This window comes from Balneola vulgaris DSM 17893 (genome assembly GCF_000375465.1).
In the GTDB taxonomy this organism is placed as follows: Bacteria; Bacteroidota; Rhodothermia; order Balneolales; family Balneolaceae; genus Balneola; species Balneola vulgaris.
Map to the genome: position 1 here is coordinate 370,198 of NZ_AQXH01000001.1, position 24,830 is coordinate 395,027.

22 protein-coding genes are annotated in these 24,830 nt (G+C 37.8%); 14 read left to right on the top strand and 8 right to left on the bottom strand.

Going from position 1 to position 24,830, the window contains the following annotated elements:
* Positions 1-90 precede the first annotated feature (90 nt).
* Positions 91-792: an alpha/beta hydrolase gene (locus B155_RS0101730; RefSeq protein ID WP_018126510.1), complete on the bottom strand. Its 702-nt coding sequence runs from the start codon at positions 790-792 to the stop codon at positions 91-93.
* A 117-nt stretch (positions 793-909) separates the two neighbouring features.
* On the opposite strand from B155_RS0101730, the gene bioB reads away from it, so the two are divergent.
* The 3 genes from bioB to B155_RS0101745 all read left to right on the top strand — a co-directional run bounded on the left by bioB (position 910) and on the right by B155_RS0101745 (position 4,170).
* A complete protein-coding gene (gene bioB, locus B155_RS0101735) occupies positions 910-1,902 on the top strand; it encodes a biotin synthase BioB (RefSeq protein WP_018126511.1) in 993 nt (330 codons plus the stop codon).
* 1 nt (position 1,903) lies between these two features.
* Positions 1,904-2,806, top strand: a complete 903-nt coding sequence (locus B155_RS0101740; RefSeq protein ID WP_018126512.1) for an NHL repeat-containing protein — start codon at positions 1,904-1,906, stop codon at positions 2,804-2,806.
* Positions 2,807-2,946: 140 nt separating this feature from the next.
* Entirely contained in the window at positions 2,947-4,170 is a 1,224-nt protein-coding gene (locus tag B155_RS0101745; RefSeq protein WP_018126513.1) for a GAF domain-containing sensor histidine kinase, read from the top strand.
* A 4-nt stretch (positions 4,171-4,174) separates the two neighbouring features.
* Here the strand turns inward: B155_RS0101745 and B155_RS0101750 are convergent, their stop codons facing one another.
* Complete coding sequence (locus tag B155_RS0101750) at positions 4,175-4,996, bottom strand: DUF547 domain-containing protein (protein ID WP_083902115.1); 822 nt, start codon at positions 4,994-4,996, stop codon at positions 4,175-4,177.
* A gap of 82 nt (positions 4,997-5,078) precedes the next feature.
* Between B155_RS0101750 and B155_RS12745 the strand changes: the two genes are divergently transcribed.
* The 5 genes from B155_RS12745 (at position 5,079) to B155_RS0101775 (ending at position 11,037) form a co-directional block, all read left to right on the top strand.
* The gene (locus B155_RS12745; RefSeq protein WP_018126515.1) at positions 5,079-5,786 is read left to right on the top strand and encodes a TIGR04283 family arsenosugar biosynthesis glycosyltransferase; all 708 of its coding nucleotides are present in this window, start codon (positions 5,079-5,081) and stop codon (positions 5,784-5,786) included.
* Between the two features lie 99 nt (positions 5,787-5,885).
* Positions 5,886-7,220, top strand: a complete 1,335-nt coding sequence (gene mtaB, locus B155_RS12750) for a tRNA (N(6)-L-threonylcarbamoyladenosine(37)-C(2))-methylthiotransferase MtaB (protein ID WP_018126516.1) — start codon at positions 5,886-5,888, stop codon at positions 7,218-7,220.
* Positions 7,220-8,023 carry a uracil-DNA glycosylase gene (locus B155_RS13505; protein WP_018126517.1) on the top strand — a complete coding sequence of 268 codons (804 nt, stop codon included), beginning with the start codon at positions 7,220-7,222 and terminating at the stop codon, positions 8,021-8,023. The genes mtaB and B155_RS13505 overlap by 1 nt, the downstream gene beginning before the upstream one ends.
* A 175-nt stretch (positions 8,024-8,198) precedes the next feature.
* On the top strand, positions 8,199-9,737 hold the full coding sequence (gene dnaB, locus B155_RS0101770) for a replicative DNA helicase (RefSeq protein ID WP_018126518.1): 1,539 nt from the start codon (positions 8,199-8,201) through the stop codon (positions 9,735-9,737).
* A gap of 10 nt (positions 9,738-9,747) precedes the next feature.
* On the top strand, positions 9,748-11,037 hold the full coding sequence (locus tag B155_RS0101775) for a M28 family metallopeptidase (protein WP_169331256.1): 1,290 nt from the start codon (positions 9,748-9,750) through the stop codon (positions 11,035-11,037).
* A 6-nt stretch (positions 11,038-11,043) separates the two neighbouring features.
* Here the strand turns inward: B155_RS0101775 and B155_RS0101780 are convergent, their stop codons facing one another.
* The 3 genes from B155_RS0101780 to B155_RS0101790 are packed head-to-tail and all read right to left on the bottom strand — an operon-like array spanning position 11,044 to position 14,257.
* Positions 11,044-12,162: a tRNA-queuosine alpha-mannosyltransferase domain-containing protein gene (locus B155_RS0101780; RefSeq protein WP_018126520.1), complete on the bottom strand. Its 1,119-nt coding sequence runs from the start codon at positions 12,160-12,162 to the stop codon at positions 11,044-11,046.
* 1 nt (position 12,163) lies between these two features.
* The gene (mutL, locus tag B155_RS0101785; protein ID WP_040368023.1) at positions 12,164-14,029 is read right to left on the bottom strand and encodes a DNA mismatch repair endonuclease MutL; all 1,866 of its coding nucleotides are present in this window, start codon (positions 14,027-14,029) and stop codon (positions 12,164-12,166) included.
* Positions 14,030-14,044: 15 nt separating this feature from the next.
* A complete protein-coding gene (locus B155_RS0101790; protein ID WP_157464698.1) occupies positions 14,045-14,257 on the bottom strand; it encodes a hypothetical protein in 213 nt (70 codons plus the stop codon).
* A gap of 210 nt (positions 14,258-14,467) precedes the next feature.
* On the opposite strand from B155_RS0101790, the gene B155_RS0101795 reads away from it, so the two are divergent.
* On the top strand, positions 14,468-16,696 hold the full coding sequence (locus B155_RS0101795; RefSeq protein WP_018126523.1) for an NADP-dependent isocitrate dehydrogenase: 2,229 nt from the start codon (positions 14,468-14,470) through the stop codon (positions 16,694-16,696).
* Between the two features lie 78 nt (positions 16,697-16,774).
* On the opposite strand, the gene B155_RS0101800 is transcribed toward B155_RS0101795, so the two are convergent.
* The 3 genes from B155_RS0101800 to B155_RS0101810 all read right to left on the bottom strand — a co-directional run bounded on the left by B155_RS0101800 (position 16,775) and on the right by B155_RS0101810 (position 19,864).
* Complete coding sequence (locus B155_RS0101800) at positions 16,775-17,482, bottom strand: hypothetical protein (RefSeq protein ID WP_018126524.1); 708 nt, start codon at positions 17,480-17,482, stop codon at positions 16,775-16,777.
* Positions 17,483-17,630: 148 nt separating this feature from the next.
* The gene (locus tag B155_RS0101805; RefSeq protein ID WP_018126525.1) at positions 17,631-18,140 is read right to left on the bottom strand and encodes a hypothetical protein; all 510 of its coding nucleotides are present in this window, start codon (positions 18,138-18,140) and stop codon (positions 17,631-17,633) included.
* A gap of 92 nt (positions 18,141-18,232) precedes the next feature.
* Complete coding sequence (locus B155_RS0101810; protein ID WP_018126526.1) at positions 18,233-19,864, bottom strand: acyl-CoA carboxylase subunit beta; 1,632 nt, start codon at positions 19,862-19,864, stop codon at positions 18,233-18,235.
* Between the two features lie 115 nt (positions 19,865-19,979).
* Between B155_RS0101810 and B155_RS0101815 the strand changes: the two genes are divergently transcribed.
* The 5 genes from B155_RS0101815 to queG are packed head-to-tail and all read left to right on the top strand — an operon-like array spanning position 19,980 to position 24,827.
* Complete coding sequence (locus tag B155_RS0101815; RefSeq protein ID WP_018126527.1) at positions 19,980-21,383, top strand: GWxTD domain-containing protein; 1,404 nt, start codon at positions 19,980-19,982, stop codon at positions 21,381-21,383.
* Between the two features lie 38 nt (positions 21,384-21,421).
* Positions 21,422-22,414, top strand: a complete 993-nt coding sequence (pdxA, locus tag B155_RS0101820) for a 4-hydroxythreonine-4-phosphate dehydrogenase PdxA (protein ID WP_018126528.1) — start codon at positions 21,422-21,424, stop codon at positions 22,412-22,414.
* Positions 22,411-23,187 (top strand): class I SAM-dependent DNA methyltransferase, encoded by a 777-nt coding sequence (locus tag B155_RS0101825; protein ID WP_018126529.1) that lies wholly within the window; start codon positions 22,411-22,413, stop codon positions 23,185-23,187. Before pdxA ends, B155_RS0101825 begins: the two co-directional genes overlap by 4 nt.
* Positions 23,169-23,876 (top strand): cell division ATP-binding protein FtsE, encoded by a 708-nt coding sequence (gene ftsE / locus B155_RS0101830; protein WP_018126530.1) that lies wholly within the window; start codon positions 23,169-23,171, stop codon positions 23,874-23,876. The genes B155_RS0101825 and ftsE overlap by 19 nt, the downstream gene beginning before the upstream one ends.
* A gap of 12 nt (positions 23,877-23,888) precedes the next feature.
* Positions 23,889-24,827 carry a tRNA epoxyqueuosine(34) reductase QueG gene (gene queG / locus B155_RS0101835; protein ID WP_018126531.1) on the top strand — a complete coding sequence of 313 codons (939 nt, stop codon included), beginning with the start codon at positions 23,889-23,891 and terminating at the stop codon, positions 24,825-24,827.
* Positions 24,828-24,830 lie beyond the last annotated feature (3 nt).

Below are 24,830 nucleotides of genomic sequence, written 5' to 3' on the forward strand. Positions count from 1 at the left end.
TTATTTGCAAAACCCTGATATTTATCAGCTTTCAACCGATCAAAGTTAAAAAAACTTAATAAACATTAGAAAGAAAACCTAACACGTTTTCTAATTTGAATATTCGAATTCATGTTTCTGAAGCCAATTGATTGTTTCAACAACAAATGGCTCCGTTAATTTGTGTGCGTCGTCAATTTCTACGAACTCAGCACTATAACCTAATGCCTTCAATTTTTCAATTTCTTGTTGCTGAGGACCGGGAAATACACTCTGGTCATTTTTGCCGTGAAGGGCCAAAAAATGAATATGTTTTGCATCTTCCAACCGATCTTCAAACACTTCCGTTTTTATGCGAGCACCTACTACAATAGCTTCGTTTACATGTTTCCACCTAGAAAGAGCGAAGTAACCGGCTAAATAACCACCCATTGAATATCCGAATAAAGTGATTTTATTAACGTCGATGTTGGGAAGTAACCCATCTACTATTTCTTGAATGAATTCTGAGGCAAGCTCTAACGACTTTGTAAATTGACCTCTATTGCCATCATACAAATACCAAGCTCTACCCCATTGAGATACATTTACGGATCTAGTCTCATCATAGATTGGATAAGGTCCTTGAATAAATAAATGATAGGCTTTCAAGGAAAGCATTGGCTCTACTAATTTTTCAAACTTCTCAATATTCTGCCTATATCCATGTAAATAGATTATCAAAGGTTTTTCACCTTTCTCGCCTACTTCATATAGTTTATATGGAACTTCAATTTTAAATGAAGTTTTGCCTGAGATGAGTACTTCTTTCATTTACTTTTTGGTAGACTATACCGTTTTTTAAGGATTAAATAAATGGAAATGTACATTGGCATTTGAATTCTTTCACCTTACTTTTGAGGAATTACAAGATCACTTAAACACCTATTTATGTCAGTAATTAGAAACGACTGGACCAAAGAAGAAATTTCAGAAATATACAATACTCCATTAATGGAGCTCATCTATAGAGCAGCTACTATACACCGAGAATATCATAAAACAGGTGAAGTTCAAGTTTGCACCCTTTTATCTATTAAAACAGGTGGATGTTCAGAGGATTGTTCTTACTGCCCTCAATCTGCACGTTACGATACGGGAGTAAAGGCTGAAAAAATGATGCCTAAAGAAATGATTTTAGCGGCCGCTGAACGCGCAAAAGATGCAGGTTCTACTCGCTTTTGTATGGGCGCTGCTTGGAGAAGCGCACGTAAAACTAAAGATTTTGACGAAGTATTAGATGTAGTGTCTTCTGTTGCTGATCTTGGCTTAGAAGTTTGTGCTACTCTAGGTATGCTTAATGATGAACAAGCAGCTAAGCTAAAAGAAGCTGGGTTATATGCATACAATCATAACCTTGATTCAAGTGAAGACTTCTATAAAAAAATCATCACTACTCGTACCTATGAAGACCGTTTAGATACCATTAAAAAAGTTCAGGATAATAACATATCTGTTTGTTCAGGCGGTATAATTGGAATGGGCGAATCGCATGAAGACAGAATTGGACTTCTATACACACTATCAAATTTAGAAACACACCCAGAATCAGTTCCTGTAAATGCTTTAATAGCTGTAGAAGGAACCCCTATGGAAAACCAACCTAAAGTACCTTCTTGGGATATGGCACGCATGATTGCTACTGCAAGAATATTGATGCCAAAATCGATGGTTAGACTGTCTGCAGGTAGAGTTAGAATGAATTTCGAAGAACAAGCACTGTGTTTTATGGCTGGTGCTAATTCGATCTTTACAGGCGAGAAGCTGTTAACAACCAATAACAACGAACTTGATGAAGATATGCATATGTTCGAATTATTTGGATTAACCCCTCGTCCTGCGTATAAAGATGCTAAACCAGAACATGTACCCGTAGGAGTATAAAATGAATTCTATCAAAATAGCCGCTTTCGCATTGTTAGGACTTTCAGGCATTGCTTGTCAGTCGACTGAAACAACACCTTCTATAAATCTTGATGCTGTTCAAGATTCTACCAACATTTTATTTAGTGTAGAAGATTTAAAAGGTCCGGAAGCGGTTCGTTTTGATGAAATAACAAACTCCTTTTACATCTCCAATTTCAATGGTGGCGGTAATGACGCCGACGCTAATGGCTTTATAACAAAAGTAGATGCCAATGGTACCCTTGTTGAAATGGAATACATGACAGGTACCGACTCCTACCCTCTTCATGCACCTCGTGGCATGTTCATACAAAATGAGCAGCTATGGGTAGCCGATGTGTTTGGTGTTCATACCTTTGATATAAATACAGGCAATCATCTAAACTTTATAGACTTTTCAGGTTTTGAACCAGGTTTTCTAAATGACATCTCAGGAGATGGCTCCGGTACTCTATATGTTACCGACACCGGTAAGCCTGTGGTTTATAAGATTGAAAACCAAACAGCATCTGTGTTTCTTGACTCACTTCCTGTTTACCCAAATGGGATTACTTATTTAGCAGAAGAAGAACTTTTTACACTCGCTCCTTGGCGAGGTGACACTACTTTCTACGCCTTTGATGTTTCAGGAATGGTAACCGAATTCACCAGCTCAAAAGGTGGTAATTTTGACGGTATTGAACCTTTTGAAGACTATTTAATTATAGCTAGCCAAGTGGATCAAAGTATTCGAATAAACCGTTCTGAACTGGATCAGGTTCTAATTAACACACCAGGCCGACCCGCTGATATTGGCCTCGATAATCGGAACTTAATAATTGCTGTACCCTATATAGCATTTGATAGAGTTGACTTTTGGTCTCTATCCTCTACTAAGAACTGATGATACAGCCATCTAGGCTGTTCTTGTTTTTATAACTTGAATTCAGATTAGTTACATAGTTTAATATTGTAATTACACTTCATCGGTTACATTACTCAAGCGATATAAGCTTATAGAAGAAAAATAACTAACAAAGTATCATGACGGTTAAAGAGGTTCAGGAAAAAGAAGAGTTCCAACGTATACTTAAACTAGCTGAATATGATTTAGATTACTCTAAGGACTTCAAAGACTTAGACGATTTAACTAGATTAGCAGCTCATATAGTAGGAACTGAAATATCACTCATAAATATAGTTGGTCCACATACCCAATGGTCTATCTCAAATTATGGGTTTGATGTTGATCAAATGCCACGTGAAGAGTCGATATGTAATCATACTATTCAGGATGACGAACCTTTCGAAGTTCCTGAACTAGACAAAGATGATCGCTTTAAAGAAAAAGAATATGTTACAAGTGATCCCAATCTTCGATATTACTTTGGCGTCCCTTTAAAAAGCATAGATGGGCATAGAATTGGTGCATTATGTGTACTCGATACCAAGACTAGATCCATCACCCCTGAAAAAGTTGAAATGTTCAATATCATTGCTGAGGAGGTAATGAGAAGGTTAGAACATTTGAAGCTCATCAAAGAATTAAAAATGAAATTAGATGAAGCGGATGAAGTATCACGGAAAGTGAGTCATGATATCCGTGGCCCAATTGGTGGTATTATTGGATTATCTCAACTCATAAAAGAGAATGCTGAACGTGAAGATTTAACTAATATCATCGAATTGATTGAGATGATTAATCGGGGTGGTAAAACCGTCTTAGAATTAGCGGATGAAATACTATCTACACATAAAGAAATCAAGCAAGACCCCATTTCCTCTAGTGAATCATTAGCTTTAACTCAGCTCAAAGAAAAACTTGTTGATTTATATAAGCCTCAAGCTCAATTAAAAAATGTGAGCTTTGATGTAACATTGACTAACAATGAGTTTAATGAAAACATCCCAAAACGAAAGCTGCTGCAGATATTTGGCAACCTCATTACTAATGCCATAAAATTCACTGACAATGGCGGTTCAGTGCATGTAAACCTTCAAATGATTGAAGATTCTGTAAATAGTGGGAAACTCCATTTTGAAGTGAAAGATACTGGAATAGGTATCAGTGAAGAGCAGAAGAATCAGCTTTTAGGCGATAAATCATTCTCTACCAAAGGCACCAGCAATGAACGCGGGTTTGGCTTTGGTTTTCAGTTAGCACATCATTTAGTTCAATCGATGAATGGAAAACTAAATATTGAGTCAGAAATCGATAAAGGAACTTCTATTAAAGTGGAGCTTCCGGTTCGTATTTATTCGAAATAAATAGTTATATGTCTTTATAGTTATCTAATTCAAGGGTCCAGTCGTATTTTATATAACTGATTTTTGGATTAGCTGACTCTGGGATAATCCCATACTTCTTAAGCATCTGAATACTTCCCTTCTTTCCGCCAAAATCTGCTTTAAACCAACTCATTAAGCGATTTACAAATACTTTATTCTCTTCTTCTAAAAAATCGGTGGTTCGTTCGAGATATTGTTTTGAGGTAATATCCAATTGTTCTTCTACCCTGTCAGCTTCATAAATTGCAATATATGGACATGATTTCGCACCACAATTAAGCGCGAAATGAATTCGCGGATCTACTTCCTTCCATCTGAAAGTTTTTTCAAACTCATCAGGGAACCATTTATCTAAGTAACCCATAGATAGCTTTATCTTTGAATGGCGGATGATTCCATGTTCTATATCATCAAAACTTAATTCATGTCCAGCAATGGTAACTTGAGGTGAGGAAAAAAAGTTGTAACCAAACCATGATGCACGATCATCAAACAATTCTGGGTTATCTAATAATAGAATTTGAACATAGGCATTATACACATTGAGCCAGAATGCCTTCTTCTCTTCTTCTGTGTCTAAATCAGCATTTAAATCTTCTTTAGAAACATCAGCCAATAGCTTTTGTAGCTCAAGAGTGGGTTTTCCAGTTCGAACATGATTCAAAAGTTGTATGGAAACTTCCGTATATGAATTCAATGAATCAGGCAATTCATCAAACGAATTTCCTTGAGCAAGGGCATTGGAACTGAGGCTAAGTCCACTCAGTATCAATAGATTCAAAAAAGAAGTCGATATTAATTTCATAAAAGTTACATCCATATTTGGCAGGAGTTCGTTTTTTAATTTACTATCTCTACAATTAATTACGCATTATCGATCATCTAATATGGCAATAAGTATCATTGTACCAACTTATAACGAAGAATGTACGATTTCGGATCAAATTGATTATTTACTTAAAGGGATTGAGGGGCTATCAAAGGCAGAAATAATTATTGTTGATGGCGGTAGTAGTGATGAAACAACGGCCAAAGCACGTTCAAAGAATGTAACGGCTGTTCGTTCCCCTTCAAAAGGAAGAGCGGCACAAATGAATTACGGTGCATCAATTGCTAAGAATGATATCCTTTATTTTGTTCACGCCGACACTCAGCCCCCTTTAACATTTGTAGATGATATTCTCGAAAGCTTTACTTCAAACTATGAATCAGGTTGTTATCGCTATCAGTTCAAGGATTATCCTACGCCACTATTACGCATTAATGCCTACTGTACTCGCTTTAAAAGGATAATGTGTAGAGGTGGAGACCAAACCTTATTTATCAAAAAAGATTTATTTAATGAATTAGGTGGATTCAGGGAAGATTATCTGATTATGGAAGATTATGATTTTATTCAGAAACTAATGAATAGGAAAAGCTTCAGAGTCATTCAAAAAGATGCCTTTGTATCAGCTCGAAAATATGATCACAATGGCTATTTCCAAGTTAACTTCGCGAACCTAGTTGTGTTTATGATGTATTTTGCTGGAGCCTCTCAAGAATTGATGGTACATGCCTACAAAAACTTAATCTACCATCCCAAAATGGGATAATCTCTCAATATTTATTGCTAAGTGATAAATAGATATTGATTAATAGATTCTACTCAATTTATCTCTGCAAACACTATCGATTCTCCTTATCTTTGGCGCATGAAAAGTGCCGCATTTGAAACTCTAGGATGTAAATTAAATTTCTCAGAAACCTCTTCTATGAGGAGAGATTTCGAGGTTGAAGGATTTGAACTCAAAGAATTTGATGACAAAGCAGATATCTATGTCATTAATACCTGTTCAGTAACCTTAGATGCTAATAGTGCTTGCCGTAAAACAGTTCGACAAGCCTTAAAGCGTAACCCAGATGCCTTTGTAGCTGTTGTTGGATGTTATGCTCAGCTTGAACCAGAAGAAATTGCTCAAATTGAAGGTGTTGATGTTGTTTTAGGGGCCAAAGACAAGTTCAAGCTATTAGACCTATTTGACGATTTTGTTAAACAAGAGAAAACCATCATCCACAATACCGATGTTAATGAAGCAGTCGACTTCCACAATGCTTTTTCATCGGATGACCGAACGCGTGCTTTTCTTAAGGTACAGGATGGGTGTAATTACAAGTGTTCATTTTGCACTATTCCTCTAGCACGGGGTGCAAGTCGTAGCCCTAAAATTGCTACCGTTGTACGGAATGCTGAACAGCTGGTATCAGAAGGATTTAAAGAAATCATCATTACTGGAGTGAACTCAGGTGATTTCGGTTATGGTACGGATGAAAATTTCTATCAATTACTACAAGCACTAGAAGATGTAAAAGGCTTAGAGAGACTCCGAGTTTCATCTATAGAACCAAATTTACTTACTGAAGAAATTATTCGATTCGCAGCTACTTCAACTAAGCTTCAGCCTCACTTCCATATTCCATTACAAAGTGGGTCGGATAAGATGCTTAAAACAATGCGTCGGCGTTACAAATCGGATCTTTATAGAGGACGTGTTGAACTTATTCGTGAGCTTATTCCAGATGCATGTATTGGAGTAGATGTAATAACGGGTCACCCTGGCGAAACAGAAGCCTTATTCGAAGAATCCATGGCATTCATTGATAGCCTAGATGTATCGTACTTACATGTGTTCACCTATTCAGAACGTCCTAATACTCATGCATTAAGTTTAAGCCCTATAGTACCTAAGCCAGAGAGAAAAAAGCGTACACATAAACTTCGAAGATTATCAAAGAAGAAGCGATTTAATTTTGATGGTCGATTCGAAGGCGAAATACGCCCTACCCTATTCGAAGAAGAAAACAAAGATGGGCTCATGTTTGGCTGGACCAACAATTATGTTCGTGTTGCAATCCCACACAATCCAAGGTTAGCGAACACCATTCAACCCGTAAGGCTGAATACACTTACTACAGATGGATATTATGAAGGGGAATTAAATCAAAAAATATTAGCAGAAGAGCAAGTAATTGAAGAGCTTATTGGATAATGAGTGATTCTACAAACACAGCTTTTATAACCGACAGAGTAATACGTTTCTTGAAACAACAAAGAGAGTTGTTTGGCGATTTTTCTGTTAAATCAGTAGACCTAAACACTAGAGAAGAACCTGCTATTCCTGCTCCGGTACCCACTCCATCTGCTTCAAATGGGAATAAAGAGTATCACGTAGTACCGGAATCAAAGTCAGAAGGTGTAACTGAGCAAATTGAACCAACCAATGATGAGCAATCTTCAGAAGAAAGAATTGCCGCTTGTTCAAGTGTAGAAGCATTGAATAGCCTTTATTCAGAGCTAATTAAAAACACCAACGATTTCGTATTTGGAAAAGGTAGCAACTCCCCAAAAGTTATGATTATTGGAGGAGCTCCAGGTAAAAACGATTATAAAGATGGGCGACCTTTTTCAGGAAAGGTAGGTAAGTTATTAGATAAGATATTAACGGCCATAAGTCTTAGTAAATCAGATTTATACTTTAGCAATATTTTAAAATTTAGACCTTCTAAGAGTGAACTAGACAACGCTGAATTCACTCAGATGAACACCACTTTCATTAAGAAGGAAATTGACATCCTTCAACCGAATATTGTGCTTTGTGTAGGCGAACTTGCAACGCAAACACTAATAAATGATTCATCGGATTTTGACAGTCTTCGAGGTCGTTTACATACTGTAGAGGAGCAAAACTACTTTGCGACTTATCACCCCGCACAACTACTATTGGATGAGTCGTTAAAGCGACCATGTTGGGAAGACTTAAAAATTTTAAAAGAGCATTTGAACAGGCGCTAAAGTCACTTCAATTGTTAACAATTTTGTTTAAAAGTTGTGGGGAAATAATCTACAGTGCATGCATATTTTAACTAAATTACTGACGTTGAATTTTATACAGTAAGATCAACGCACTGCAATTCTACTTTAAAAAATTATAGGCAATTACTAGGTCGATTCAGGGAATAAAAAGGAAATGGCAAAAAACGGTTCAGCATACAAAAAGAAGACTTACGAAGATCCATCTAGCATATTAGAGAAAGAAGGCCGAGTGCCTCCTCAAGCGGTTGAAGTTGAAGAAGCCGTATTAGGTGCCATGCTCATCGAAACGGGCGCTGCTACCATCGCTATTGGTATGCTGAAAGCGGATGACTTTTATAAGCCTGCCCACCGTCATATTTTCGAAACTATATCGAACTTATCTGAAAGAGATAATCCTTTAGATCTTCTTACAGTTGAGAATGAACTTCGCGATAACAATTTGCTCGATGTTTGTGGTGGTTCATCCTATTTATCTGATTTAACACGTTCTGTAAGTTCGGCGGCTAATATTGAGTATCATGCTCAAATTATCATTGAAAAAGCTATTAAAAGAAACCTGATTCTGAACTGTACGGATGTTATTAAAGAATCATACGATTCAACTTCAGATGCTTATGATGTTTTAGATGATGCCGAGCAACGTATTTTTGATTTAGCGAATCAGAAGACAAAAAATGCCTCTCAACCTGTTTCAGAAATCTTAAAAGATACCCTAGCCTATTTAGAAGACATGCGAGGCAAAGAAGGTGGTATTACTGGTGTACCTACTGGATTGGCTATCGATCAAATGACTGCTGGTTGGCAAAAAGGTGATCTTATAATCATCGCCGCGCGACCATCTATGGGTAAAACGGCCTTTGTATTAACGGCTGCTAGAAATGCGGCTATGCACCTTGATGAAAAGCTTAAAACCCCTATCGCTATCTTCAGTTTAGAGATGTCAAATCAATCTCTAGTTCAACGTTTACTCACCATGGAAGCTCGCGTTCGTGCTGATGAAGCTAGAAAAGGTACTTTAAATGATGACAGCTTTAAACAACTGATTGAAGCAGCAGGTCGCTTATTTACTGCAGGTATTTTTATTGATGATACGCCAGCTATCACATTAATGGAATTGCGTACTAAATGTAGAAGACTGAAAAGTGAACATGATATTGGGTTAATCGTAATTGATTACCTACAGCTTATGCAGGGCAATGCAAAGGATTCTGGAAATCGTGAACAAGAAATTGCCTCTATCTCTCGAGGGTTGAAGTCGCTAGCTAAGGAATTAGATGTCCCAGTAATCGCCTTATCTCAGCTCTCTAGAGCCGTAGAACAACGTGGTGGTGATAAGCGACCACAATTAAGTGATCTTCGTGAATCTGGATCTATTGAGCAGGATGCCGATGTGGTGATGTTCCTGTATCGTCCTGAATACTATGGAATTACAACCACCGCTGAGGGACAATCAACGGCTGGTTTAGCAGAGGTAATTATAGGTAAGCAAAGAAACGGACCGGTAGGTAGTAAAATGCATTATTTCGTTAAAGATTATGCTCGGTTTGAGAACTTAACAACCGCCGATCATGGGGATAGCTACCTCAATGATGGAGGTGGTGGCAACACTCCTGCCCTCCCAGATGATTTCTCTCCTTCTGGAGCACCACCTATGCCTCATAACCCAGCTCCCGACGAAGACGCCCCTTTCTAAAATGGTTTTTATGCGGTCGATACTTACTACAGTTATACTAATCTTCTTTTGTGCTATTCCAACAAAAACAACTGCACAAGATTTAGATTACGCTAAGTTCGTCGTTAAAACTTTAAGTTCTAGTGAATACTATGGTCGAGGGTACACTTTCGATGCTGACAAAAAAGCAGCCAGTTTTATAAAAGATGAATTTATAAAACATGGTGTTGAACCTATTGACGGTGAGTTTTATCAGAATTTCGAGGTTTCCATAAATTCATTTCCCTCAACTGTTGAACTAAACCTGAATGACAAAGAACTCACCCCTGGAATAGATTATCTCGTTGAACCTGGCTCACCAACAATTAATGGTAGTTTTGAGATTCATAGCATTTATTTCAATGACTTAGTTAGTCAGCAGGACATGATTGAAGCAATAAAAGCTTCCGTTAATAAATTCATTTACTTACCTGAACTCAATAAAGATAATACAAGTAAGGAGAATACAGATCTACTCAATGGCTTTATCCAATTCATAAAGAGAAATCCCAACCTACCTGTGAAGGGATTTATATATCATTCCAATGGGAAACTGACTTGGCGACCATCCTCCATTCTGGATGAAAAAGCTGGAATCATTTTATCCGATGAAATTGAGATAGAACCAAATTCTCAAATCAAGCTACATATTGAGCAAGAGTATACATTGAATTATCCTACACAAAATGTGATGGGCAGAGTAAAAGGTATGAGCTCTGATTCTACAATCGTACTCATGGCTCACTACGATCATTTAGGTACAATAGGTAAAGAAACCATTTTTTATGGAGCCAATGATAACAGTAGTGGTGTTGCTATGCTTCTAACTATGGCTAAACATTTTGGCACTAACCCTCCACCATTTGATATAGTGCTAATCGCATTTGGTGCTGAAGAACTTGGATTGATGGGCTCAAGGTATTTTGTTCAAAATCCGACTATAGAATTATCAAATATAAAATTTTATCTCAATTTTGATTTAGCGGGTACAGGTGATGAAGGGGTTCAAGTAGTAAATGGTAGCGTATTTAAAAACAAATTCGACCTACTTACTGAACTGAATGCTAATCAAAATCTATTACCTCAAGTAAAAATTAGAGGCAAAGCCTGTAATAGTGATCATTGCTTTTTTGATGAAGCAGGTGTCCCTGGTTTTTATATCTACACCTTAGGGGGCATTAAGGCGTATCATGATATACATGATAAATTTGAAACCTTGCCCTTCACAGAATTCGAAGATTATTCAAAACTGATGATTCAATTTATTGAAAGCTTTAAATAGTCCGAACTAATTAAAGTCATCAACTAGCTCTTCAAATAATTTGTCGTAGTCTTTAATTTTTCGCGACCAATCGAAATGCTTATTAATTGTTTGAAGAGAGCTTTTGGGGAGCGGTTTTGTTTTTCCCATCAATAAATCCTTCAAATGATGGAATAACTCATCTTCTGTTTGGTATAATGTAGGAGCATGAAGTAATGGTTTGTGCAGAGCATCCGGTATCAGTTCTGGGTAATGGAGTGCATTAGGCACGAGAGGATGACATCCGCAATAAACCGCCTCCATAATAGGTGTACAGAAAAACTCATAAGTCGCTGTTGATACTACGATATCACCTGAATGCAATAGTTTGCTGTAGTTCTTTTTGTCATCAACATATCCAAAATGGGTAATCTGTTGACCAAAGCGTTGCCATGCCTTTTCAAACTCAGCTGGTTTATCGTGTTTCGTATCTCCGGCTAAGATTAAATCAAACTTTAAGTCGATGTCATTGAGTCGATTTAAAACTCTGAAAAACATGGCTGGATTTCGATCAAACTGCCAACGTTGATTCCAGACAATCACTGGATTTTTATTGTTACTTCTACTATCTGGCTCTTCATCAAAGGCTTTTAAATCTAGGCCAGGCTGAAGAATCACACTCTTTTTTCTGATTTCATCCACATACGTATAGTGCTTGTCATCAGGATAGTTTTCTAAAAAACCGGGTAAGGCTTCTAGCAAATCATCAATTTGAAATTGAGATGTAAACAATAGTTTGTCGGCCACTAACATACTTAAATAGTTTATGTAGCAGTATGTTAGATCACGAGTCTCTCCTTCTGGAATTGGACGCGTAAACTGATTGTCGTGCATATACATCAACTTAGGTACATGCGCAAATCGAGGATTTGTAAGGGCAATAAACGCAGGCAAGTTGGTCATACTACTCGTAACGAGTAGATCAATTTCTTCTGTTACTTGGTTGGTAAGCTGAGCTAGGGTTACCGAATCCCCATGCATCCTCCACTTCCATCCTTTGTAGTTCAACTTTATGGGGATGATGTTATGCGAAGAATTATCTATCAAACCTTTTAAAAAAGCTTTGTGAGAGCCACTGTAGAATGGTTCGATAGCAAGTATATTCATCTTATCTAAATCTGGATTGAATTTCGTCCAGTGAAAGATAAACGATTGTCGGCTTTTGTAAAGGATCTATATACGGCTGATCGCATGCAAACAATTGGTCTACAAGAGCTTCCATTTCTTCAGGAGTTAATTTTTTCCCTCGTTGAATAGCTGCTTTTGAAGCAAAAGAAATGGCTACTTTTTCGCGAGCTTCGAGCTGAAGCTTCTGTCCCAGTTCTTGATATTGATGAAGCATAGCAATCAGTACTTCTTGCTCATTTCCGATCTCAATATCAGCAGGTACCCCATTAATCATGGCCGTATTCCCACTCATTAATTGAACGGAGAACCCCATTCGTTGTAGAATGGGATGCAATTCTTTTAATAGCGTATAATCACTTGCAGAAAGCTCCATAGTTTGAGCAAACAGTAATTGCTGCGTACTAGGAAGAGCTTCTTCGGTAGCGGTTAGAGCCTTTTCAAAAATGATTCGTTTATGGGCTAAATGCTGATCTATGATACAAACACCACTTCGAGTTTGTGTTAAGATGTACCCATTATGCAACTGGAAAAACCCGTTCTTTTCGGTTGGCTTTGCTTTATCATTTTCTTCCTCTGAAAATCCTGAGAAGCTTCCTTCATTTGGGCGGTGTTTGCTTCCTGAATCTCCATATAGCAAATCAGAGTAATCACTATTCCCAAAAGAAGAACTTTGCGGTGCCGGAGAACTACTTCTATTTATTCTAGAAGGAATCTGAAATCCGGTTTCATTCTGAGTGATTTTTTTCTGCTCGGTATTAAAACCAAAAACTGAATCAAACCCTTGAGTAGGGTGATCTGATAAAAATGTATCCTCTTGTTGAGGCAAGTTTGGAACTTTAAAATGTTCATTTAGAGCTCTATTCACTACAGAACGAGCTAACTGAATTACACTTCTCTCATCTTCGAACTTAACTTCCATCTTTGATGGATGAACGTTTACATCTACTTTAGAAGGGTCTATTTCAAAGAAAAGAGTATAAAAGGGATATTCATTATTTTTCGTCCACGCATCGTACAAACTTAGTATAACGTGGGTTAAGTAGCGGTGCTGAAATGGGCGACCGTTCACAAAGAGAAATTGTTCTCCCCTACTTTTCTTGGCTAATTTAGGATCAGAAGCAAAACCGTAAATTCGAACGTAGCTTGTTTCTTCTGCAAAACTAATTAGGCTCGCTTTGTAAGTTGAGCCAAATATACCCGCTACACGTTCTTTTAATGTTTGAGGGGGTAGATTATAAATCTCTTCATTATCCGCAATTACCTGGAAACCAATGTTGCTATTCGAAAGGGCTGCGTACTGTACCGTTCTGAGTATATGGCGTAATTCGGTGACATCCGTTTTTAGGAATTGTCGCCTTGCTGGTACATTAAAAAACAGATTTCGTACTGAAATGGAAGTTCCATCAGGGGTAGCAACTGGCTGAATGCCTTTATCTTTTCCTCCATCTAATTCGAACTCCCAACCACTTTCATCTTCAGCTCTTTTTGTACGTACCGTGATTTGAGATACGGATGCGATGGAAGCCATCGCTTCGCCTCTGAACCCCAAAGTGCGAATTTTAAATAAATCGTCTACTGTATTAATCTTGGACGTGGCATGGCGTTCAAAACAAAGAGGTAAGTCTTCTGCACTCATACCACAACCGTTATCAATAACTTGAATTAAAGTACGGCCTGCATGTTCAATTAAAATCTTAACAGAATCTGCACCAGCATCAATGGCATTATCCAATAACTCCTTAACTACTGATGAAGGGCGTTGTATTACCTCTCCAGCTGCAATTTTATTACTTATTTCTGGGGGTAATTGATGTATGATAGAGGTGCTTTCTTGCGTCTCGCTCAAAAAAAAGTCCAATTATTAAAGTGAAATGATATAGACAACCAAAGCTAATAGTAAAGCTAGAGATAACACTCTTAAGTTTTGTTTTGGTCGCACTCTATTGTGTGTTTCGAACTTAATGCGTCGTTTTCTTCGCTCATTTTCACGTTCCTCTTGCTCAGGATCGTAGTAGCGAAATGGTAAATCAAATTTTTTCGGTTTTGGCCTAAAACCAAACATTGGTCTAATCATAATTATACCTCTTTTTTGTGGTTTTAAAACTCCAACGTATTAAGTTCAAAGTTCGTCTTTAATATAAAAGAATAAATGACCAGAGACGAATTTGATTCCTTCATTCCCTACTTTCCTTACGACTTTTTTCGTAAACTCATGCCACTTAATTAATCCTTAACTACTACCCTTTAAAGTATAGACTTAACGGTAACAAACTACTTGAGACGAATGACCACTGACGACGCCAGAATTATTTACACCAAGACAGACGAAGCTCCCGCACTTGCTACCTATTCACTTTTACCAATTATCCAGTCTTTTACCAAGGCGGCTGGCGTAAAAGTAGAAACAAGAGATATATCCTTAGCTGGAAGAATTATTGCAAATTTTCCAGAGTATTTAAAAGAAGACCAAAAAATTTCAGATGCACTTGCTGAGCTAGGTGAACTGGCTAAAAAACCTGAAGCAAATATCATTAAGCTTCCGAACATCAGTGCTTCTATTCCTCAATTGGTTGCAGCCATCAAAGAGCTTCAATCTAAAGGATACGACTTACCAAACTACCCTGAAGAGCCTAAGAGTGATGAAGAAAAAGAAGTAAAGGCACGTTATGATAAAGTAAAAGGTAGTGCGGTTAATCCTGTACTTCGTGAAGGGAATTCGGATCGTCGTGCCCCAAAAGCTGTTAAGGAGTATGCGCGCAAAAATCCACATTCTATGGGGAAATGGAGTGCCGATTCTAAATCACACGTTGCTACAATGGAAGCAGGTGACTTTAGGAACAACGAGAAGTCAACCACCTTAGATAAAGCGACTACTGCTCGCATCGAGTTTGAGAAATCAAATGGTGAAACTGCGATTCTCAAAGAAGGATTACACCTACAAGAAGGTGAAGTGATTGATGCTTCGGTAATGAACCGAGAAGCATTACTTCGTTTTATTGAGGAGCAAATCGAGGATGCTAAAGCGCAAGGGGTACTGTTCTCCCTTCACATGAAAGCTACTATGATGAAGGTATCCGATCCTATCATCTTTGGACATGCCGTGAATACTTTTTTTAAGCCTGTATTTGAAAAGCACAGTACTAAGCTTGCCAAGATTGGTGTTGATACCAATAATGGATTTGGTGATCTCTTAGCTAAAATTCAAGAACTTTCGGATGAAGACAGAGGTGCTATTGAGGCGGATATACAAGCTTGTTATGAAGAGCGTGCTGATTTAGCCATGGTTGATTCAGACCGAGGCATTACCAACTTGCACGTGCCTAGTGATGTAATCATAGATGCTTCAATGCCAGCTATGATTCGTACTTCGGGTTGCATGTGGAATAAAGAAGGTAAAACTCAGGATACCAAAGCCGTAATTCCAGATAGTAGCTATGCAGGTATTTACCAGGTAGTTATTGATGACTGTAAAAAGAATGGTGCTTTTGACCCAACAACAATGGGTAGTGTTCCTAATGTGGGCTTAATGGCTCAAAAAGCTGAGGAATATGGATCTCATGATAAAACTTTTGAATTAAGTGACTCTGGAACCATCAACGTTCTTGATGCAGCTGGCAATGTACTTCTCTCACACGAAGTGAATGAAGGCGACATTTGGAGAATGTGTCAGGTGAAAGACGCTCCTATTAGAGACTGGGTAAAATTAGCTGTTTCTAGAGCTAAAGATACCGGTGTTCCTGCGGTATTTTGGTTAGATGAAGAACGTTCGCATGATGCTGAACTCATCAAAAAAGTAAACACTTACTTAGCCGACCACGATACTGAAGGATTAGAAATTCATATCATGTCGCCAGTAAAAGCGACACAGTATTCATTAGATCGTATTCGTGAAGGCAAAGACACGATTTCTGTTACTGGAAATGTACTCCGAGATTACCTAACAGATCTATTCCCTATTCTTGAATTAGGAACCAGTGCTAAAATGCTTTCTATCGTTCCACTTATGAACGGTGGTGGGTTATTCGAAACAGGTGCTGGTGGTTCAGCTCCAAAACATGTTCAACAATTTGTTGCTGAAAATTACCTTCGTTGGGATTCATTAGGTGAATTCTTAGCACTTTCTGTATCTCTGGAACACCTATCTAAAGTATTTGGTAATGCAAAAGCTAAAACATTAGCTACCACTTTAGATACAGCGACGTCAAAGTTTCTTCAAAATGACAAGTCCCCTGCTCGCAGACTAGGCCAAATTGATAACCGTGGAAGTCACTTTTACTTAGCGCTTTATTGGGCTGAAGCATTAGCTGAACAAACTGAGGATACAGAATTAAAAGCTAAATTCGCTGAAGTTGTGGCTGCACTAAAAACCAATGAAGAAAGCATTAATGCTGAGCTCATAGAAGTGCAAGGCAATGCTGTAGAAATTGGAGGCTATTATCAGCCTAACGACGAATTAGCATCAAATGCTATGCGTCCTAGTGCAACACTTAATACAATCCTTTCCAATATCTAATAGTTGAATTCAAATACATTGCATAAAAAAAAGCCCCAAAATCACTTTTGGGGCTTTTGTTTTTTAGGAGCTCAACGATTAATCGTCAATTTCACCGTCGCGGTCGTCATCTTCGAATGCTTCAAATGATGCTTCTATAGCCGCTTCTATCATTGCTTGGTTTTCAACTAGTGTTGGATCTAAGGTGTTGCCATTAGCATCTACAAACCAAATTGCACTATCAATACTTAGGGTAACGTCTATCAATCCTTCAGTATTAGATTGGATTTCTACACCTTGTTCGAATTCAACTTCGATTTCAAAATCCTTACTTGAGCGGAATGTAAATTCATTTCCGTTATAAGTACCACGGATAATTAAAGAGAATCTTTCATTCTCGCCTTCACCTATTTTAAAATCAGGATCACTTGGAGTTTCACCAGAATCTGGTTTTTCAATTTCAATTTCTAGTTCTTCATAAATACCAGCTTTAATTTCAGTAGTAGCTAATTCTGTTATACCACCAGAGATATTCAAGTCTAATATAAATGGGCCGCCTTCAAAATCAGCTGAATCTGCTTGAGCGCTTTCAACTTCTAATTCACTAATTCTGAATTTTGCTTCCGTTATGATTAAAGTATCTGCTTGAGATTTTGCTTTTTGAGCAGAGTTATTACTTTTTGAAGTAGCATTTAATCGCATTTGTGCGGAATCACCGGAATCGCTTGTAGAGCAAGCACCAAATACAAAAGCTGCAGTTAATACTGTTAAAAATGATTTTAATTTGTAGAATCTTAGAGAGTTCATAATCTATATATTTATTTATGGTTCAGGTCAAATTACCTTTCAAAGCAATCGACCTGCATGTTTAAAGTTAAAGAGTATTTAAATGTTCCCTAGTTACCATTTTCTAATACATACAGCTTAATTTCTATAAGTATTTAAAATTCATTACTTAAACGTGGTCTTCTAAACTCGAGATGTGACTAATTTGGAGTTTAAATAATAAATGATGCCCTAAATGTTGATGTAGTTGGGTATACAAATGATATAGCTCTTCGAACTCATCCATTTGGACTTTTGCCATCCTTATATAGGAGTTAGACAATAGAATAGTAAGCGAGTACCAATCTTTGTTCACTAATTTGTGTTGAAGGGCGGGGCCACTATCCTCATTACTAAGTCGAATCTCAGAGACTTCATCAAATTGAAACTCCCTTCGTTTAAACTTTATATAGCTAAATAGTTTAATGAAGTGCAGCACTTTTTCTTCCTCTGAATCGAACACAAATTCAAAAGAAACAAACAGCTTTAGGAATACAGCGACGAAGAAAATCCAAAAGAAAAGTGCGAATATAAATCCCAGTATAAAACACACCAACAGTACAGTAAAATCGATTAAGGTAAACCTTGATTCAATTTGTACAATTAGTTTAGGTGGTTGGTCTGTGAACTGATACCGCATTACTATCGAGCTTTAAATAATGTTATCTCCTTACCATTAAGTAGCTCAAATAGTTTCAGTATACGGTCGACTAATAAACTAACTAGATTACTCTAGGTTTGGATTACACCTGTTTTAAACTCAGGAATTTCTGGATTTAAATTAGCGCAAGCTAAGGCATTTGATATTCTTGCTCGAGTATCTTCAGGATTTATTATTCCATCAACCCATAATCTAGAAGCAGCATATCTCACATCTGTCTGCTTATTATATCGATCAGTTATTTCCTTAGCTAATTCAGCCTGACGTTCTTCGCTAATCTCTTCGCCTTTCTTTTTAAGAGTGGCTACCTGAATTTGAGTAAGTGTTTTTGCAGCAGAAGCTCCACTCATAACAGCGATATTTGCTGTTGGCCACGCATACATAAATCGTGGATCGTAAGCTCTACCACACATAGCGTAATTACCGGCCCCATAACTATTACCCACAACGATTGTAATTTTAGGTACGGTACTGTTACTCATAGCATTCACCATTTTAGCACCATCTTTGATGATACCGCCATGCTCACTACGCTTGCCAATCATGAACCCTGTTACATCTTGTAAGAAGATTAACGGAATTTTCTTCTGATTACAGTTCATGATAAAACGTGCGGCTTTATCCGCTGAATCCGAATAGATAACGCCACCAATCTGCATCTCACCAGACTTAGTTTTAGATACCGTTCGTTGATTAGCTACAATTCCTACACTCCAACCATCAATACGAGCATAGCCCGTAATAATAGTCTCGCCATAGCCTTTTTTAAACTCTGTAAACGAATCTTTGTCAATTATGCACTCCAGAAGGTCGTGCATATTATAAGGAGACGTTCTAGACTCCGGTAAAACATTAGCTATATGGCTCGCTGGTTTAGCGGGTTTTACAGGTTCAGCTCTATTAAATCCGGCAGTTGGTTGTGGACCAAATTTATCCACCAAATCTCGAATGGTTTTTAAGCATTCAACATCGTCTTCCATTTTATAATCGGTAACACCACTAATTTCAGTGTGAGTGGTAGCACCTCCAAGAGTTTCGTTATCTACATCCTCACCTATAGCCGCTTTCACTAGATAACTTCCGGCTAAGAAAACGCTTCCAGTACCATCTACAATAAGGGCTTCATCGCTCATTATTGGCAAGTAAGCGCCACCTGCTACACAACTACCCATGATAGCTGCAATCTGAGGTATACCTTTGGCAGAGATCACTGCATTATTTCTAAACATTCTTCCGAAGTGATCTTTATCAGGGAAAATCTCATCCTGCATTGGCAAATAAACCCCAGCTGAATCCACTAAATAGATGAGTGGGATATGATTTTCAATCGCTATTTCTTGCGCTCTTAAGTTCTTTTTAGCTGTAATTGGGAACCAAGCTCCAGCTTTTACCGTGGCGTCGTTGGCAACAATCATGCATTCACGTCCATGCACTTTTCCAATCCCAGTTATTACACCGCCTGCTGGGCATCCACCCTGTTCTTCATACATTTCATAGCCAGCCCAAAGACCTAGCTCATAAAAGTCAGAGCCTTTATCAATCAGTTTCTTTATGCGCTCTCTAGCGGTAAGCTTACCTTTACCATGTTCTTTATTGATGCGAGCCTTACCACCACCCAGTTTTATGGTTTTTTCTTGATCTTTAAATTCTGCAAGTAGTTCAGAAAGCCAATTTTGTTTTGTTCCTGTAGAATTTGTGCTCATTATGCTAGAAATCTGTTATTATATAATACACTTGATGATAATTGCGTTGAGTATAGGCATTTTCTAACACTGATGGATGTTATAGTCTGAAATTCTATTTAAAAAAAGATTTACAATGAATAAAATCACCAATACACTTTTAGCTTTTGGTTTAATCATACTTCTTGGAACTGACCTTTATGCCCAACGCAGAGGCGACGTTACCTACACATCACTTGTAAATAGAGCTTCGGTGCCTACCCTTTTCTTTGATGAATTGATCATTCCGAGTTCCAATTCAGACAATCATCAGTTGTTATTAACCTTTAGCATGAGTAATAATTTCTTACCCTTCAAGAAAATTACATTAAATGATGAAGTAGATAAATTAGGTGGCAATCAATTTTATACTACTGCACGATTCAGTGCTGATATCTTTCGAGGAAAAGCCTCCAAAAAAGAGTTAGAAAACTTAGCCACAGTGGCACGAGATGTTTGGCAAGATACCCTCTACGCAGCATCATTTGAGGACACTAAATCTGAAATGCTTTTCTCTGACGGTGTGCTAAAAGCTTCCTTAAATCCCGGCACTTATAATTTTGTACTTCAACTAAGTACTATGGGTGAAACCAATGAACGAAATTCACAACGCCAGGATATTGAAATACCAGATTTCAAGACTAAGAAAATGGGCGAAATCTATTTAATTGATGAAGTTACATCTGAGCAAAATGGAAGCCAATTTGATCTTAAATTAGTGAATAGAGGCAATAGCGTACGTTATGGAGAGAATTATCACTTGCTCATTCGAATTCCGAATTATAACAGTAACTCATCCTATAGTGCTGAAATAAGCAAGGCAAACATTGGTAGGAAAGATACTACCGTTGTTAGTGTAAGAGAAAACCTTCCTATCTCAGCTGATAACATTTTTTCCAATAGTGAATTAACCATTAATGACACGAACTCACCTTCACTTTCATTAAACAAAGAAAATGGATCTTTCACCTACGCTTTGATTGAAGTACCTAATAAAAATTATGAGAATTCGGTGTATAAGATCATTGTAAAGGAAGGTCAGTCTAAAAAGCCCATTGCCACAAAAGTGGTTCGTTCATTCTGGCCTGATATCCCTCCTGCTCTATTGAATCTTGATGTATCCATAGACCTACTTATGTACATATTACCCGAAGATCGAATTAAGGCAATGAAGGATGGAAATGCCCAAGAAAAGGAAAAACGGTTTAGAGCATTTTGGGAACAAAGAGATCCAACTCCAGACTCAGAGTTCAATGAACTAATGACGGAATATTATCGAAGAATCGATTTTGCTTTTAGAGAATATAGAAACCCTGAAAATCCTGATGGACACGAAACAGATCGTGGTAAAATCTACATAAAATATGGTCCGCCAAGTGCACGTGAGCGCAGCTTTCCTAGTAAAGGAAGAGTCATTGAGACATGGACCTACCCGAACCGTAATTTTGTATTTGAAAAAGGAACAGGATTCTCAGATTTCATTCTACTTGGCAAAGAATAAATTCTGAGATTTAGGGGCTAAAACTTTAACTTAGCCCCATGATACCTAAAATTGGAATTACCATTGGTGATGTTAACGGAATTGGGCCTGAACTAGCTCTCAAAGCAGTTCAGCAAATAGATTTTAGTCAGTCTATACCCATTCTTATTTCACCATTAAGAGTTTTAAAGTTTTATTCAGAGTTACTCGACCTCTCTCCTTCTATCCACTTGATAAAAGAGGTGAATGATGCTATTCCGAATTCACTGAATGTACTTCAGATTGATCAAACTCAGAGATACTTGCCCGAACCTGGAGAATTAACTGTGTTTGGGGGTCAAATTGCGATGCAATCCATTCAATTAGCTATAGATCTTTGCAATGCTAAATACATCGATGCGATGGTAACCTTACCAATTTCAAAAGAAGCGGTAAATAAAGCAGGGTTTAATATTCCAGGCCATACTGAGTTTCTTGCAGAAAAAACGAATGCGTCAGATGTACTTATGATGCTAGTGAATGGTAATCTGAGAGTCGCCTTAGCAACGGTTCATATTCCAATCAGTTCAATTGTTCATGAACTCAGCGTTGATCGAATCATTCGAAAATCAACTTTACTAAATGAGAGTTTAAAGAATGATTTTGCGATTAATAGTCCACGTATTGCTCTCTTAGGATTAAACCCGCATGCCGGGGATGGTGGGGTTATTGGAAAGGAAGAACAAACGATTATTAATCCTGCTATTGAGTCGCTAAATCAACAAGGCATTCAAGCGGATGGCCCCTTCCCAGCTGATGGTTTCTTTGGCCAAAAACAGTATCTCAACTATGATGGTGTTTTAGCGATGTATCATGATCAAGGGTTGGCGCCTTTTAAAGCTTTATCCTTTGGTAAAGGAATAAATTTTTCTGCGGGTTTACCGATAATTCGCACATCACCAGACCATGGAACAGCTTTTAATATTGCTGGAACAGGCAAAGCAGATCCATCGTCATTTTTACAAGCTTATAATTTAGCCGTTGAACTAGCTCAATTAAACTCTTCTAAATGAAACAAACAGCACCCTATTCATATTTAGCTCCACTTTATGACAAACTAATGGAAGATGTGGATTATGAGGCATGGGCAGATTATATCGATGAGATTATTCAAGAACATGCCCCTGAATCAACTTATTTGTTAGAACTTGCATGTGGCACTGGGTCTGTTTCTTTATCGCTCGATGAATTGGGTTACTATCGCATTTTAGCTACTGACCTATCTCCTGAGATGATTGAAGTAGCCATAAAAAAAGGAATTGAGCAAAACTCCTCGGTAAAGTTCAAACCCATGAACTTTTTGAATATCCGAACTGAACGCGAGTATGATGTGATATTTTCAGTATTCGATAGTGTGAACTATTTGCATTCAGAACGGGATATCTTAAAAATGCTAGAGGGATGTGAACGGGCTTTAAAGCATGAAGGATTACTCATTTTTGATTTCAGTACCCCTCGGAATTCTTTGGAAGCGGTAGATTATTTAAATAATGAAGAAGGCTCCACCGCTGATTTTAGGTATTTCAGAACTAGTAACTATGATCCTCATCTTAAAATTCATACCAACAGCTTCAATATTGAGCGGTTGTCAACCGACAAAAAGAACATAATTGGTAATTATTTAGAAGAGCATAAGCAGAAGATTTATACTTTAGATGAAATGCTGTTAATTTTGAAACAAACGCCCTATCATCTAGTTGCAAAATATGGAGATTTCGACCTCGACGAGGCCGATGAAAATAGTGCACGCATAACCTTAGTACTTAAATGTCAGAAACAGCAGTAATTGAATTACGAGGCGTAAGCCTAAGTTTTGAGAATCGCAGAATACTCAACAACATAAATTTTAAACTGCATAATGGTGAATTTACCTATTTGATAGGTACCACCGGTATCGGTAAAAGTTCGTTTTTAAAATTGCTATACCGAGACATTGTTCCAGATACGGGCTCAGTTCGCGTTACCGATTATCCTGTAAATAAGATCAGTATGAAAGAAGTGCCTATGCTTCGCAGAAGATTAGGTATTGTATTTCAAGATTTTCAGCTTCTACAAGATCGCAATGTATTTGATAATGTAGCATTTGCTCTTCAAGTAACAGGCGAAAAAACGAAATTTATAAAACAACGCGTTCTAGAAGTGCTTACAATGGTCGGGCTAAGCCACCGAAGAAAGCATATGCCAAGTGACCTATCTGGGGGTGAACAGCAGCGTGTTGTGATTGCAAGAGCACTAGCAAATGAGCCTCGTATTTTATTAGCTGATGAGCCAACTGGAAACTTAGATCCTGGTGCTAGTAAAGACATTATGGAGCTTCTAAAGCAAATCAACAATCGCGGGATGGCTGTCTTAATGATCACCCACGATTATGCATTGGTAAAGAAATACCCCTTTAGAACGGTGCGAATTATTGATGGTGAACTGCAAGAGTTACAATGGAAAGGCGATAAATTAATCCCAGTTAAAACTCAATAACCCTTTAGTAATATGAATCAAGCCCAACTAACACAGGCCATTAAAACCCGTGCCTTACAGTTAGGTTTTGATGCGTGTGGTTTTGCCAAGGTTGAGTTCATGGAAGATGAAGCTCGCCGTTTAGAAGAATGGCTGAATCAAAAAAGGAATGCATCCATGCAGTGGATGGAAAATCATTTCGATAAACGGGTCCACCCAGGTTTACTCGTTCCAGGTGCTAAAACAGTGGTATCTGTATTGGCAAGTTATCATCACCCCTCCCATCGCCAACAGTATGATGCACATGAAATGAAGATTGCAAAGTATGCGCATGGTCGTGATTACCATAAAGTGCTCAAGAGCAATCTAAAGAAGCTCTTTCAATACATTGGTGAAATCAATGGTGGTGTTGAAGGTCGTTTTTTTACAGATTCAGCGCCTGTTCTTGATAAAGCTTGGGCAGTACGAGCGGGTTTAGGCTGGATTGGTAAACATTCCAATTTAATCAATAAAGAATTGGGCTCTTATCTATTCATTGGAGAGCTAATTATTGATATACCATTAAGCTATAGCCAAACGGAAACCGATCACTGCGGTACATGCACGCGATGCATAGATGCATGCCCTACAAATGCGATATACGAGCCTTACCGTGTGGATGCAACTAAATGTATATCTTATCTAACCATAGAGCATAGAGAGTCATTTAATGATTCTCAAAAAGAAATGCTCAACAATTGGATCTTTGGTTGCGATATTTGCCAAGATGTGTGTCCATGGACCCGCCATTCCCAAATCTCTAATTTTGTAGACCTTCACCCCAGAGAGCGAGTGACTTCAATGACGAATGAGCAATGGGAATTACTTACCCCTGAGCAGTTTGATCAAATATTCGAAGGAAGTGCCGTAAAGCGAACTAAATATTCAGGACTTTCAAGAAATATAAAGGCCGTTAAAGAGAAAGGGATTTAAATC